The 11,983-nt window shown below is 69.5% G+C and carries 11 protein-coding genes and 1 pseudogene; 1 reads left to right on the top strand and 11 read right to left on the bottom strand.

Annotated elements, in window-relative coordinates; all coding sequences use genetic code 11:
- The 8 genes from RWO33_RS15865 to hisS form a co-directional block, all read right to left on the bottom strand.
- Positions 1-640: 1-(5-phosphoribosyl)-5-[(5-phosphoribosylamino)methylideneamino] imidazole-4-carboxamide isomerase (locus tag RWO33_RS15865; protein WP_314106135.1), on the bottom strand; the 640-nt coding region annotated here is incomplete at its 3' end.
- Positions 637-1,239 carry an imidazole glycerol phosphate synthase subunit HisH gene (gene hisH, locus RWO33_RS15860; protein WP_145477820.1) on the bottom strand — a complete coding sequence of 201 codons (603 nt, stop codon included), beginning with the start codon at positions 1,237-1,239 and terminating at the stop codon, positions 637-639. The genes RWO33_RS15865 and hisH, both read right to left, overlap by 4 nt.
- Positions 1,236-2,309, bottom strand: coding sequence for a bifunctional histidinol-phosphatase/imidazoleglycerol-phosphate dehydratase HisB (gene hisB, locus RWO33_RS15855; protein WP_314106133.1), 1,074 nt, complete (start codon positions 2,307-2,309; stop codon positions 1,236-1,238). Before hisB ends, hisH begins: the two co-directional genes overlap by 4 nt.
- A complete protein-coding gene (gene hisC, locus RWO33_RS15850; RefSeq protein WP_314106132.1) occupies positions 2,306-3,394 on the bottom strand; it encodes a histidinol-phosphate transaminase in 1,089 nt (362 codons plus the stop codon). Before hisC ends, hisB begins: the two co-directional genes overlap by 4 nt.
- Entirely contained in the window at positions 3,391-4,686 is a 1,296-nt protein-coding gene (hisD, locus tag RWO33_RS15845) for a histidinol dehydrogenase (RefSeq protein WP_145477823.1), read from the bottom strand. The genes hisC and hisD overlap by 4 nt, the downstream gene beginning before the upstream one ends.
- Positions 4,683-5,594: an ATP phosphoribosyltransferase gene (gene hisG, locus RWO33_RS15840; RefSeq protein WP_314106130.1), complete on the bottom strand. Its 912-nt coding sequence runs from the start codon at positions 5,592-5,594 to the stop codon at positions 4,683-4,685. The genes hisD and hisG overlap by 4 nt, the downstream gene beginning before the upstream one ends.
- Positions 5,595-5,605: 11 nt before the next feature.
- Positions 5,606-5,932 carry a YerC/YecD family TrpR-related protein gene (locus RWO33_RS15835; protein ID WP_314106128.1) on the bottom strand — a complete coding sequence of 109 codons (327 nt, stop codon included), beginning with the start codon at positions 5,930-5,932 and terminating at the stop codon, positions 5,606-5,608.
- 594 nt (positions 5,933-6,526) lie between these two features.
- Positions 6,527-7,924, bottom strand: coding sequence for a histidine--tRNA ligase (gene hisS / locus RWO33_RS15830; RefSeq protein WP_282245459.1), 1,398 nt, complete (start codon positions 7,922-7,924; stop codon positions 6,527-6,529).
- Positions 7,925-8,036: 112 nt separating this feature from the next.
- Between hisS and RWO33_RS15825 the strand changes: the two genes are divergently transcribed.
- Complete coding sequence (locus tag RWO33_RS15825; RefSeq protein WP_314106124.1) at positions 8,037-8,786, top strand: helix-turn-helix domain-containing protein; 750 nt, start codon at positions 8,037-8,039, stop codon at positions 8,784-8,786.
- A gap of 7 nt (positions 8,787-8,793) precedes the next feature.
- Here the strand turns inward: RWO33_RS15825 and thrC are convergent, their stop codons facing one another.
- The 3 genes and pseudogenes from thrC to RWO33_RS15810 all read right to left on the bottom strand — a co-directional run.
- Positions 8,794-10,101, bottom strand: coding sequence for a threonine synthase (gene thrC / locus RWO33_RS15820; RefSeq protein WP_314106123.1), 1,308 nt, complete (start codon positions 10,099-10,101; stop codon positions 8,794-8,796).
- 36 nt (positions 10,102-10,137) lie between these two features.
- Positions 10,138-11,052, bottom strand: a complete 915-nt coding sequence (locus tag RWO33_RS15815; RefSeq protein WP_314106137.1) for a homoserine kinase — start codon at positions 11,050-11,052, stop codon at positions 10,138-10,140.
- Between the two features lie 17 nt (positions 11,053-11,069).
- Positions 11,070-11,983: pseudogene (locus RWO33_RS15810) on the bottom strand (bifunctional aspartate kinase/homoserine dehydrogenase I); the annotation flags it as partial.

The following is an 11,983-nucleotide window of genomic DNA, read 5'->3' as shown; positions in this document are numbered from 1 at the left end:
CGTCGGCGACGTCGCGCACGCCGCCGGAGGCCTGCACCGCCACGCCCGGCAGGCGCGCGGTGAGATGCCGGTACAGCGCAAGGTTGGGGCCGGCCAGCATGCCGTCCCGGGCGATATCGGTGCACAGCAGGTGGCGCAGGCCAGCCTGCGCGTAGCGCTCGGCCAACGCGTCCAAGGTGACCCCGGCATTCTCGGTCCAGCCATGCACCGGCAGCTGCCATTGGCCCTCGGCATCCTGGCGCGCATCCAGTGCGATGGTGATGCGGTCTGCGCCGAATTCCTCCAGCCAGCCGATCACCTGCGTCGGTTCACGCACCGCCAGCGAGCCGACCACCACGCGGCTTGCGCCGGCATCGAGGATGCGCGCCACGTCGTCGCGCCCGCGCACCCCGCCCCCGGTCTGCACCTGCAGCCCGGTGCCGGCGCGGATCGCCGACAGCAGCGGTGCCAGGGTGTAGCCGCCGGCGCGCGCCGCGTCCAGGTCGACCAGGTGCATCCAGCTCGCGCCCTGCGCTTCGAAGGCCTGCGCGCGCGGCAGCGGGTCGTCGCCGTAATGGGTTTCCTGCGCATAGTCGCCCTGGCGCAGCCGCACCACGCGGCCACCACGGATATCCAGCGCGGGGTAGACGATGAAACTCATACAGCGGTGTCCTCGAGGAAGTTGCGCAGCATCAGCGCGCCGGTGTCGCCGGAACGCTCGGGGTGGAACTGGGCGCCGAAGTAGCGGCCCTGCTCCACCATCGCGGTGAACAGCCCGCCATGGTCACAGGCCGCCACGGTGTGGGCATTGAGCGGAGCGGCGTAGCTGTGCACGAAGTACGCACTGGCGCGCTCGGGAATATCCCGCAGCAGCACCGACGGCTTCAGCGGCAGCAGCCGGTTCCAGCCCATGTGGGGGACGCGGATGCCGGTGGCCGGCACCAGCTTGCGTACCGTGCCGGGAATCAGCCCCAGCGTTTCCACATCCGCCTCTTCGGAATGGTCGAACAGCAGCTGCATGCCGAGGCAGATGCCCATCAGCGGCACCTGCAGGCGCCGCAGCGGTTCCACCAGGCCCTGCGCATGCAGGCGCTGCATCGCGGGCCGGGCCGCGCCGACCCCGGGCAGGATCACCCGACGCACCCCCTGCAGGCCGTCCGCGTCGCGCACCAGCTGCACGCGCGCCCCCAAGCGTTCCAATGCGTACCGCACCGAGCCCAGGTTGGCACCGCCGGCATCGATCAGCGCAACGTCGGTCACAGCGCCCCCTTGGTGCTGGGCAGCGCCGTACCCTGGCGTGGCAGGGCTTGGCGCAGCGCGCGGGCCAGCGCCTTGAAGCAGGCTTCGACCTTGTGGTGGTCATTGTCGCCGCGCACGCTCAGGTGCAGGTTCAGCCCGGCGGCATCGCACAGCGAGCGGAAGAAGTGTGGCACCAGCTCGGTGGGCATGTCGCCCACGCGTTCGCGCTTGAAGTCACCTTCGAACACGAAGTACGGACGGCCGCTGAAATCGAGTGCGGCACTGGCCAGGGTTTCGTCCATCGGCAGGGTGAAGCCGTAGCGGCCGATCCCACGCTTGTCGCCGAGCGCCTCGCGCAGGGCCTGGCCCAGGGCCAGCCCGGTGTCTTCGATGGTGTGGTGTTCGTCGATGTGCAGGTCGCCTTCGGCCTGCACGCTCAGCGCGAAGCCACCGTGCTTGCCGATCTGCTCCAGCATGTGGTCGAAGAACGGCAGGCCGGTGTGGGTCTGCGGCTCTGCGGTGCGGTCCAGGTCGACCGCGACGCGGATGCGGGTTTCCTTCGTATTGCGCTGCACGCTGGCGCGGCGCGGCGCATCGGCCAGCTCGTGGGCGATACCGGTCCAGTCCCACTCACCGCCGAACTGCTCGGTGCGCAGCTGGAACCCCCGGATGTTCATGTTCTGCGCGAACTGGATGTCGGTCGGGCGGTCGCCGACCATCGCCGAACGTGCCCAGTCGATGCCGCGGTCCTGCAGGTAGGGCAGCATCATGCCGATGCCCGGTTTGCGGGTCGGCGCGTTGTCGTGCGGCCAGGTGCCATCGATGAGCACGTCACGGAACACGATGCCCTGGCTGGCGAAGATCTGCAGCATCAGGTCGTTGGGGCCGTCGAAGGCGGCCTGCGGGTAGCCCTCGCTGCCCAGCCCGTCCTGGTTGCTTACGATCACGAACTGGTAGCCCGCGTCACGAAGCTTGAGCATCGCCGGGATCACGTCGCGGACGAAGCGGATCTTCTCGTAGGCGTCGATCTGGAAATCGGCAGGCTCTTCGATCAGGGTGCCGTCGCGGTCGACGAACAGGATGGGGGTCATGCGGCGGCCCTCCGGGCGGCAAGTACCTGGAGCACGCGGTCGTTCTCTTCCGGGCTGCCGATGGTGATGCGCAGCGCATCGTGAAGTTGCGGTGCGGCGCGCTGGTCGCGCACCACGATGCCGGCGGCCAGCAGCGCGTCGAACGCGGCCTGGGCGTCGTTGAAACGCGCCAGCAGGTAGTTGCCCTGCGACGGATACACGCGCAGCACGCCGGGCGCCTGCTGCAGCGCCTGGAACAGGCGCTCGCGCTCCGCCTTCACCTGGGCCACGCGCGCTTCGGTCACCGCCAGCGCATCGACCTCCAGCGCCGCCAGGGCCAACGCCGCGCACGGCGCCGGCACCGGGTACGGGGCCTGGCATCGGCGCAGTACCTGGATCAACGCCGGCGTGGCGATCAGGCTGCCGATCCGTGCCGCCGCCAGCGCATGCGCCTTGGACAAGGTGCGCAGCACCGCCACGTTCTCGTAGCGCGGCAGCAGGATCGCCGCCGATGCCTGTTCGGCGTACTCACCGTAGGCTTCGTCGACCACCACCAGCGCCCTGCCCTGCAGCGCCTGGGCGATCCGTTCGATCGCGCCCAGCGCAATGCTGCTGCCGGCAGGGTTGGACGGACTGCACAGGAACACCAGCTTGGCGTTGCCGGCCAGCGCGGCGGCGATGATCGCGTCGATGTCGGCGTCCAGCGCATCGCCGGCGTCGCGCAACGGCACTTCCAGCAGCGGCGCGTTCTGCAGGCGCGCGCACACGGCGTACATGCCGAACACCGGCGGGGTGACCAGCACCGCGTCGCGGCCCGGTTCGCACAAGGCACGCACCAGCAGGTCGATGGCCTCGTCGCTGCCACGGCCGATCAGCAGCTGCGCAGGCTCGCAGCCGTACAACGCGGCCAGCCGGGCACGCAGCGCCTCCGGCTGCGGTTCGGGATAGCGGCGCGCCTGGCCCTGCGGGTCGGCCGGATTGGCCCAGGCCGACTCATTGGCGTTGAGCCACACATCGCCCACCAGCGCACTGCTGCGCGCCGAGGAATAACCACTGAACGCGCGCAGGTCGCTGCGCACCAGGTCGAGCACACCGGCGGCGCTCATGCAGCGGCCCCCATGCGCAGCGCGACCGCATTTTCGTGGGCGTCCAGGCCTTCGGCACGGGCCAGTACGCGCGCGCAGTTGCCGATACCGGCAATGCCCTGCGCGGTGGCGGCCTGCACGCTGATCATGTTCTGGAAGCTGGCCACGCTCACGCCGCTGTAGGCGCGTGCCGCACCGGCGGTGGGCAGCACGTGGTTGGTGCCACTGCAGTAGTCGCCCAATGCCTCCGGGGTGTAGTCGCCAAGGAACACCGAGCCAGCCGCCTCGACCTGGGCCAGCCAGTCGCGCGGCTCGCGCAGGGCCAGGATCAGGTGCTCGGGCGCATAGCGGTTGCTGATCTGGAACGCCTGCACCAGCGAGTCGACCAGCACCAGCCGCGACGACTGCAATGCCTGGGCGGCGATGTCGGCGCGCGACAGCTGTTTCAGCTGCGCCTGCACCTGCGCTTCGACCCGCTCCAGCATGTCGGCATCGTCGGTGAGCAGCAGCACCTGCGAATCCGGGCCGTGTTCGGCCTGGGACAACAGGTCGGCGGCAACGAAGGCGGGATTGGCGCCGGCGTCGGCGATCACCAGCACTTCGGAAGGACCGGCCGGCATGTCGATGGCGGCGGCGCCGTCCTGGGCCACCTGCTGCTTGGCTTCGGTGACATAGCTGTTGCCGGGCCCGAACAGTTTGTCGCACGCCGGCACGCTGTCGGTGCCATACGCCATCGCGGCGATGGCCTGGGCGCCGCCGAGCTTGAACACGCGGTGCACGCCGGTAAGCCGCGCAGCGACCAGCACCGCCGGATCGGCGCTGCCGTCGCGACGCGGCGGGGTGCACAACACGATTTCGCGGCAACCGGCGAGCTGCGCCGGAACGCCAAGCATCAGCGCGGTGGAAGGCAGCGGCGCACTGCCGGCGGGAACATACAACCCTACCCTGCCGATCGGCCGCACCATGCGTTCGCAGCGAACGCCGGGGGCGGTTTCCACCGCGTAGCCCTGGCTCATGCCGGCCTTGTGGAACTGCCGGATGCGCGCGGCGGCGTCGATCATCGCCTGGCGCAGTTCAGCGGGGACGGCGCGTTCGGCGGCGGCGAATTCGCTGTCGTCCACTTCGAACGACGCTGGCGCCACGCCATCGAAGCGCAGGCTGATTTCGCGGAGCGCGGCGTCGCCGTCTTCGCGTACCGCCGCGATCAATGCCGCGACCGATTCACGGGTACGCGCAGCAACCGCCTGTACCGGGCGCTGCAGGGCCTGGGCCTGGGCGGCGGCGTCGAGTTGGGACCATTGCAGACGGTTCATGCCAGCGACCGCTCCACGCTCAGGACCATCAGTCCCTGGGCGCCGGCGCGCTCCAGTTCCTCCAGCCGCTGCCAGGTCAGTGCGCCATGGCACATGGTCTGCAGGCGGAGGTGGCCGCCGTCGTCGGGCAGCTGCACCAGCGGGTCGGCGTCCGGCAACAGGCGGGCCAGGTCGGACACGCGGTCCAGTTCCGCACGGAACATCAGCAGCTTGCTGTCCTGCACCTTCACCACCCCGTCGAGGCGGCGCAGCAGCATGGCCATCAGGCCGGCGCGGGCGTCGTCGGGGGTTTTGACCGGTCCGGCCAGCACGGCTTCGCTTTCAAGCAGGGTTTCTACCGGCTTGAGCTGGTTCGCAGCAAGCGTCGCGCCACTGGAGACCAGGTCGCAGATCAGGTCGGCGGTGCCCAGGCGCGGCGCGATCTCCACCGAGCCGGACAGTTCCACCACCTGGGCATCCACCCCGCGCTCGGCCAGCCAGTCGGCCAGGATCGCCGGGTAGCTGGTAGCGATGCGCTTGCCGGCCAATTGCTCTACACCCTGCCAATCCCACTCCTCGGGCACGGCAAGCATCAGCCGGCACTGCCCGAAGTTCAGCCCGCGCAGGGCCTGGTACGCGTCCGGAAGTCCGATGCGGCGGCGTGCCGCACCCTGCTCGTCCAGCTCGTTGCGACCGACGATGCCGAAGTCGCAGACCCCGTCGGCGATCAGGCCGGGAATGTCGTCATCGCGGACCAGCAGCAGGTCCACTGGCAGCGATTCCCCATAGCAGAACAGCTTGTCGCGGCTCTGCCGCCAGCTCAGCCCACAGGCCGTGAGCAGGCTGCGCGCGGGCTCGGCCAGCCGCCCGCTCTTCTGGATCGCAATACGCAGCCGGTCGCGTGCCGGGGCGGTCTGGGTTGCACTCATGGGGCAGGTCTCTACTCGGATTCGGGGGACGCGGGCGTGGCGGTCGCGGCAATGGCAGCGGCATAACCGCCGTGGCCATGGTCCAGCGAGCGCGCCACGCGCCCGGTGGTGGTCACGCTGACACCGGTCAATTCATGGATTTCGCGATACGGCACGCCCTGCTTCAGCAGCGGCACCACCTTCCACCGGTCGGACAGCGCTTCCAGCTCGGCCGGCGTACACAGGTCGCGCAGGAATGCAGTCACCTGCTCAGCGCTGGCCAGGCCGGCAAAGGCACGCGCCAGGCAGGCCAGGTCGGCCTGGGGGTCTTTCTCAAGGGGGGAAGGACGGATTTTCATCGTATCAACGTAATAGCGTGCTATTACATTAACGCAAAGTAGGGGGAATGCCCAATCCAGCAGTCCCTCCATTCATCTGCCAATTAACCCCCGTAGAGCCGGGCTCTGCCGGCTGCCCTCCCCGCCGCACACAACAGCGTATGGGGGCGGCCGGCGGGCAGCCCCCGTAGGGACTGTCAAAAACATGGATGTTTTTGACAAGCCCCCAAGGGTGAAGGCGCACTGCTTGCGAGGCACTGCCTCGCGTGCGACTGAACGCACAGCCGCTGGCGGCTGGGCCGGGGCCCGGAGGGCGGTTCACGGCGTGTCCCGGAGGGGGCTGCCCGCCGGCCGCCCCTGCACGTGGCAATGAGACGCCGGCTGTACGCCGTAGACGTTGACGTTGACGTGGCCGTTGGCGCGGAACGTCCACGAACGCCCACGGGTTCCCAGGGCCGACCAACGGTCGGCGCTACCGCGAACGCGGAACCGAATGTTTGCGGGTTCGAGAACGGACGATCACGTTCCCCAAGGCCGACCAGCGGCCAGCGCAACCGTAGAAACAACAATGGCACCCGAAGGTGCCATTGTTGGAAGCATGAACCCGAGGGCTCGTCACGCCATGGCGCGGGTCTGCTCCAGTTCCACCTGCAGCGCGCTGGCCAGCTCGTCGCGGGCGACCTCGAACTGCTGCTCGCGCAGCAGGTCCTTCACCGCCACCACGCCGCGCGCCAGCTCGTCCTCACCCGCCAGCACCACGAAACGGATGCCTGCCTTCGCCGCATACTGGAACTGCTTGCCGATCTTCTTCGGCTCCATCTGCACCTCCGCATTGATGCCACCGACGCGCAGGCGGCGCGCAATGTCCAGCGAATCGGCCAGACCGTTGTCGTCCATCAACGCCACCAGCGCATGCACACTGCTGTCCTCGATGCCCGCGATCAGCCCGGCCTCGCGCAGCTGCCAGAACAGCCGGGTAAGCCCGATCGAAATGCCCACGCCCGGCAGCTTCGACTTGCTGTAGTGGCTGGCAAGATCCTCATAACGGCCGCCCGAACAGATCGAACCAATCTGCGGATGGTCGGTCAGCGTCGTTTCGTACACCGTGCCCGTGTAGTAATCCAGCCCGCGCGCAATCGAGAAATTCAGGCAGTACGCCGTCTCCGGCACCCCCAGCGCCTTCACCAGCTGCAGCACCTCGCGCAGCTCCGCCACCCCCAGCTTCAGCGTCTCGCTGGCAGCACCGTCCGCCACCAGCGCATCCAACTGCGCCAGCGCATCGGCATGGCTGCTCGAGCGCACCGCCACGAACGCCAGGATCCGGTCGACCTGCTCGGCCGGGATCGCAAAGCCCTCGCCGGTCAGCGTCTCGCGCACGTAATCCGGACCGCGCTTGTCCAGCTTGTCGACCTCACGCAGCACCGCCATCTGGCGCTCGCCGTCCGCAACGCCCAAACTCTCGAAGAACCCGCGCATCAGCTTGCGGTTGTTCAACTGCACCGAGAAATCACCGATGCGCAGCTCCGCGAACACCGCGTGGATCACCGCCAGCACCTCCGCGTCATACCGCGTGCTCAGGCTGTCCTTGCCGATCACATCGATGTCGCACTGGTAGAACTCGCGGAAACGACCGCGCTGCGCGCGCTCGCCACGATACACCCGCTGCATCTGGTAACGACGGAACGGGAACGTCAGGTCATGCTCGTGCTCGGCCACGTAACGTGCCAGCGGCACCGTCAGGTCGAAACGCAGCGCCAGCTCCGGCAGGCTCTTGTCACCCGCCTCCGCCGCATTCGCAAGCGCACCCGTCGACTGCACGAAATACACCTGGCGCTCGGTCTCGCCACCGGACTTGGTCAAAAGCACATCGGACAGCTCGAACACCGGCGTTTCCACCGGCAGGAACCCGAACCGCTCGTAATTGCGGCGGATGACGTCCAGCATGCGCTGGAACGCGATCTGCTCGCGCGGCAGCAATTCCATGATGCCGGGCGGCGTACGGGGCTTGATCACTTGCGGGACTCCTGCGGGGGAACTTGGGGGAAGAGCGAGCTGCATATTCTAGCCGCAGCCGGGCCAACCGCCGCATGACGTATCATGGGCAGGCCCCGCTTCCTGGTTCGACATGACCCGGCCCCACCCCGGAACCGCCGTTGCCGCCGCAGACGAACCCGCCCCGGGCTGCTCCACCCTGCGCGACTGCCTGCATTGCTCCGTGCGCCACCTGGCCGTCTGCTCGGCCCTGTCGCCCGATGAAGTGCAGGCGCTGGAGCGGGTGACCGTCTCCCAGCCGCTGCCGCTGGGCGCCACCCTGGCCCGTGCCGGCGAACCCCGCCAACATGTCTATACCTTGACCGCCGGCGCCCTGCGCCTGGTCCGTACCCTCGCCGACGGACGCCGCCAGATCAGCGGCTTCGTCCTGCCCGGCGACTACCTGGGCCTGAGCGGCAGCGACCACCACCGACATGACATCGAAGCCATTGCCGACAGCCGGGTCTGCCGCGTCGCCCTGCCGCAGATGAAAGACCTGCGCGCGCGGTACCCGCACCTGGAGCGCAAGCTGCTGCAGCGCGCCTGCCAGGCCCTGGACGACGCCGCCGACGCCGCCCTCGCGCTTGGCCGCCTGCAACCGGCCGAAAAGCTTGCCGACTTCCTGTTGCGCCTGGCCGCACGTGAAGCGCGGCTCGGCGACTCCAGCATGCGCGTGACCCTGCCGATGGGCCGCAGCGACATCGCCGACCACCTCGGCCTGACCATGGAAACGGTCAGCCGCACCTTCACCAAGCTGCGCCAGCAGGGTCTGATCGCCCTGCCCCACCTGAACACCGTCGAGATCCTCGACGAAGCCGCATTGCGGGAGCTTTGCGGGGTTTGAGGCGGTTCTATGCCAGCAGGAATTCGCGCAGCGCGGCGTAATGCGGCGGGCACGGTTCGGCGTGCGCGGGGCGTTGCAGCAGCGCGGCCAGCGCCGGGGGCACCTCGATGGCGCGGCCGATCAACGGCTCCACCACCGATTCGAACTTCGCCGGGTGCGCCGTCGCCGCCACCGCCCAGTCGCCCTGCACGCCTTCGCCGCGCAGCTGTTCGAGCAGCTTCACCGCCGTCGCCGTGTGCGGGCAGAACAGCTCGCCTGCGCTCGCATGGCGGCGCGTGATCAGTTCGCGGATCGCCGCATCGTCCACCGCCGCCGTGCGGAATCCGGCGCGCAGGGCATCGTCGTCGTCCGCATGCAACCACCGCAGCCGTTCGAAGTTGCTGGGCGCGCCCACGTCCATCGCATTGGCCAGCGTCGGCACGCTGTGCCGGGGCCGGTACGCCTCGCCCTGGAAGAAACGCGGCAGCACGTCATTGGCATTGGTCGCCAGCGCGATCTGCCCGATCGGTAGGCCCATCGCCCGCGCCAGCACGGCAGCCATCGCATTGCCCAGGTTGCCGGTCGGGATCACCAGGTTCAAATGCTGCCCATGGGCAGCGTGGTGGGTCAGCGCCGCATGCGCGTAGTAACTCATCTGCGGCAGCCACCGGCCCAGGCTGATGCTGTTGGCCGAACTCAGCGGCACCCGTGCCTGCAGCTCACGGTCGCCGAGCGCCTGCTTGACCATCGCCTGGCAGTCGTCGAACGACCCGGCCACCCGCAGCGCGTGGATGTTGTCGCCGAAGCAGCCAAGCTGGTGCGCCTGGCGCGGCGATACCCGGCCATCCGGGTACAGCACCACCACCCGGATGCCGGGCTGCCGATGGAAGGCCGCCGCGACCGCCGCACCGGTGTCGCCCGAGGTGGCCACCACGATGGTCAACGGGCGATCGCGTCCGCCCTGCAACCGGGCCAGGCTCGCCGCCAGGAAGCGCGCACCGAAGTCCTTGAACGCCGCGGTGGGTCCATGGAAGAGCTCCAGCACATGGTCGCCCGGAGTGGACAACGCCCGCAGCGGCGCAGGGAAGTCGAACGCCTGTTCGCACAGGGCCGGCAGGTGCGACGCGAGCGCATCCCCGGCAAAGAACGGTGCCAGCACTGCCGCGGCGTCGGCGACGAGGCTGCCCTGCCCCTGCCCCTGCCCCTGCCCCTGCCACTGCCGTGCCTGCGAGCGATGCTCGGGAACGTACAGCCCGCCGTCGGGCGCGAGCCCCGCGGCTATCGCAGCGCTGAGCGTGGCGGGCGGTGCCGCGTGTCGGGTCGAAACGAAATGCATGTCGGGTCCTGAAGGGAAAAGGGAGGGCATCGGCGCTTACAGCAGGTGTGCACCGGGGGCATTCAAGGGCGATACCCAGCCCTGGCTGTTAAAGCCCGCTTCGGCGAAGGCGTGCTGCACCGCCGGCTGCGCTGCCCGCGCGGCCGCTTCACTGTCGAACCACGCAAATACGCTCGGCCCGGCACCGGAGATGCTGGCACCGAGTGCGCCCGCCTGCAGGGCCGCCTCGCGCACCGCGGAAAAGCCCACGATCAGCCCGGCCCGGCGGGGTTCGACCAGTACATCGCGCAGGCCGTCGCGGACCAGTCCCGCATCGCCAAGGAAGCAGCCACTAAGCAGCAGCGCCAGGTTCGCGCTCTGTTCGACAAACTCCGACAACGCGTAGCTGCCCTGCAGCGCGGCACGCGCGCGGCGGGTTTCCAGCACCGCGTCGGGATGCACCAGCAGGCTGTGCCAGTGCGCCGGCACCGGAATCGACACCAGCTGCTCCGCCGTGCTCAGCACCAGCCCACCCAGCAGCATCGGCCCCAGGTTGTCGCCATGCCGGCCGCCGCTGGCCACCGCCTCGCCCGCCAGCGCAAACGGATACAGCGCCTCGCGCGGCAGCGGCGTCTCCAGCAGCGCATTCGCCGCTACCAGCGCGGCCACGCACGATGCTGCCGAACCGCCCATGCCCGAGCCGAGCGCGATGCCCTTGTCGATCTCCAGTTCGAATCCGAACGGCAGCGCCAATGCGTCTGCCATCGCCAGCAGCGCCGCGCCTGCGGTGTTGTCCGACGCTGCCCGTGGCAGGTCCACCGTGGTGCCGCGGATGGCCAGGATACGGACCCCGGGCGCGGCGGTGCGCCGCACCGTGACCGTATCGCCGACCCCGGCGATGACGTGGCCAAGAATGTCAAACCCCACCGCGACGTTGCCCACCGACGCGGGTGAAAACGCACGTGCCTGCATCGGTGATGCTGCCTCGCTCACAGGCGCGCTCCTTCGCCGGCGGCCACCCGCAACACATCGGCGAACACACCCGCCGCGGTGACTTCCGGGCCCGCGCCGGGGCCCTGCACCACCAGCGGGTTGTCGCAGTAACGGCGCGTGGTGAACTGCACCACGTTGTCGGTCAGCCGCAGGTTGGCGAAGGCGTGGTCGGCCGGCAGTTCGACCAGGCCGACCTGGGCCGCATCGGCCGACAGACGCGCCACGTAGCGCAGCACGGCACCGCGCGCACGCGCCTGCGCCAGGCGCTCGGCGAACGCCGCGTCCACCGTATCCAGCCCGGCCATGAACCCCTCCACGCCGCTGTCGCGCAGCGCTTCGGGCACCAGGCTTTCCACCGTGACCTGGTCAAGGCTCAGCTCGCGTCCAGCCTCGCGGGCAAGGATCACCAGCTTGCGGGCCACGTCCACCCCGGACAGGTCGTCACGCGGGTCCGGCTCGGTGTAGCCCATGCCGCGCGCCTGTGCGACCAGTTCGGAGAACGCCACCTGGCCGTCGTATTTGTTGAACAGCCAGGCCAGCGTGCCGGAGAAGATGCCGTCGATGGCCAGGATTTCGTCGCCGGTGTCGACCAGGTCGCGCAGCGTGGTGATCACCGGCAGGCCGGCGCCCACCGTGGCCTCGTAGCGGAAGCGCGCGCCGCTGCCTGCCGCGGCCTCGCGGATGGCGTGGTAGCGCGGCAACGGGCCGGCCCCGGCCTGCTTGTTCGGCGTGACCACGTGGATGCCGGCCTGCAGCCACGCGGCATAGCGGTCGGCGACCTCGGCACTGCCGCTGCAGTCGATGATCAGCGCGTGCGGCAGGTGTGCAGACAGCAGGTGGTCGGTGAACGCCTCCAGGTCGGTTGCCTGCGCGCCGCCGGCCAACGCAGCGCGCCAGTCGCCCGCCACCC

This window comes from uncultured Stenotrophomonas sp., from assembly GCF_963519925.1.
Lineage (GTDB): Bacteria > Pseudomonadota > Gammaproteobacteria > Xanthomonadales > Xanthomonadaceae > Stenotrophomonas > Stenotrophomonas maltophilia_AE.
Note: the sequence above shows the minus strand (reverse complement) of the source record. Positions and strands in the feature narration are given on the sequence as shown.

Bases quoted from the DNA above. Each gene is read 5' to 3' on its own strand.
- RWO33_RS15815 (WP_314106137.1), bottom strand. From the start codon at position 11,052: ATGCAGGCACGTGCGTTTTCACCCGCGTCGGTGGGCAACGTCGCGGTG.
- hisC (WP_314106132.1), bottom strand. From the start codon at position 3,394: ATGAGCGCCGCCGGTGTGCTCGACCTGGTGCGCAGCGACCTGCGCGCG.
- hisB (WP_314106133.1), bottom strand. From the start codon at position 2,309: ATGACCCCCATCCTGTTCGTCGACCGCGACGGCACCCTGATCGAAGAG.
- hisG (WP_314106130.1), bottom strand. From the start codon at position 5,594: ATGAGTGCAACCCAGACCGCCCCGGCACGCGACCGGCTGCGTATTGCG.
- thrC (WP_314106123.1), bottom strand. From the start codon at position 10,101: ATGCATTTCGTTTCGACCCGACACGCGGCACCGCCCGCCACGCTCAGC.
- RWO33_RS15835 (WP_314106128.1), bottom strand. From the start codon at position 5,932: ATGAAAATCCGTCCTTCCCCCCTTGAGAAAGACCCCCAGGCCGACCTG.
- RWO33_RS15825 (WP_314106124.1), top strand. From the start codon at position 8,037: ATGACCCGGCCCCACCCCGGAACCGCCGTTGCCGCCGCAGACGAACCC.
- hisD (WP_145477823.1), bottom strand. From the start codon at position 4,686: ATGAACCGTCTGCAATGGTCCCAACTCGACGCCGCCGCCCAGGCCCAG.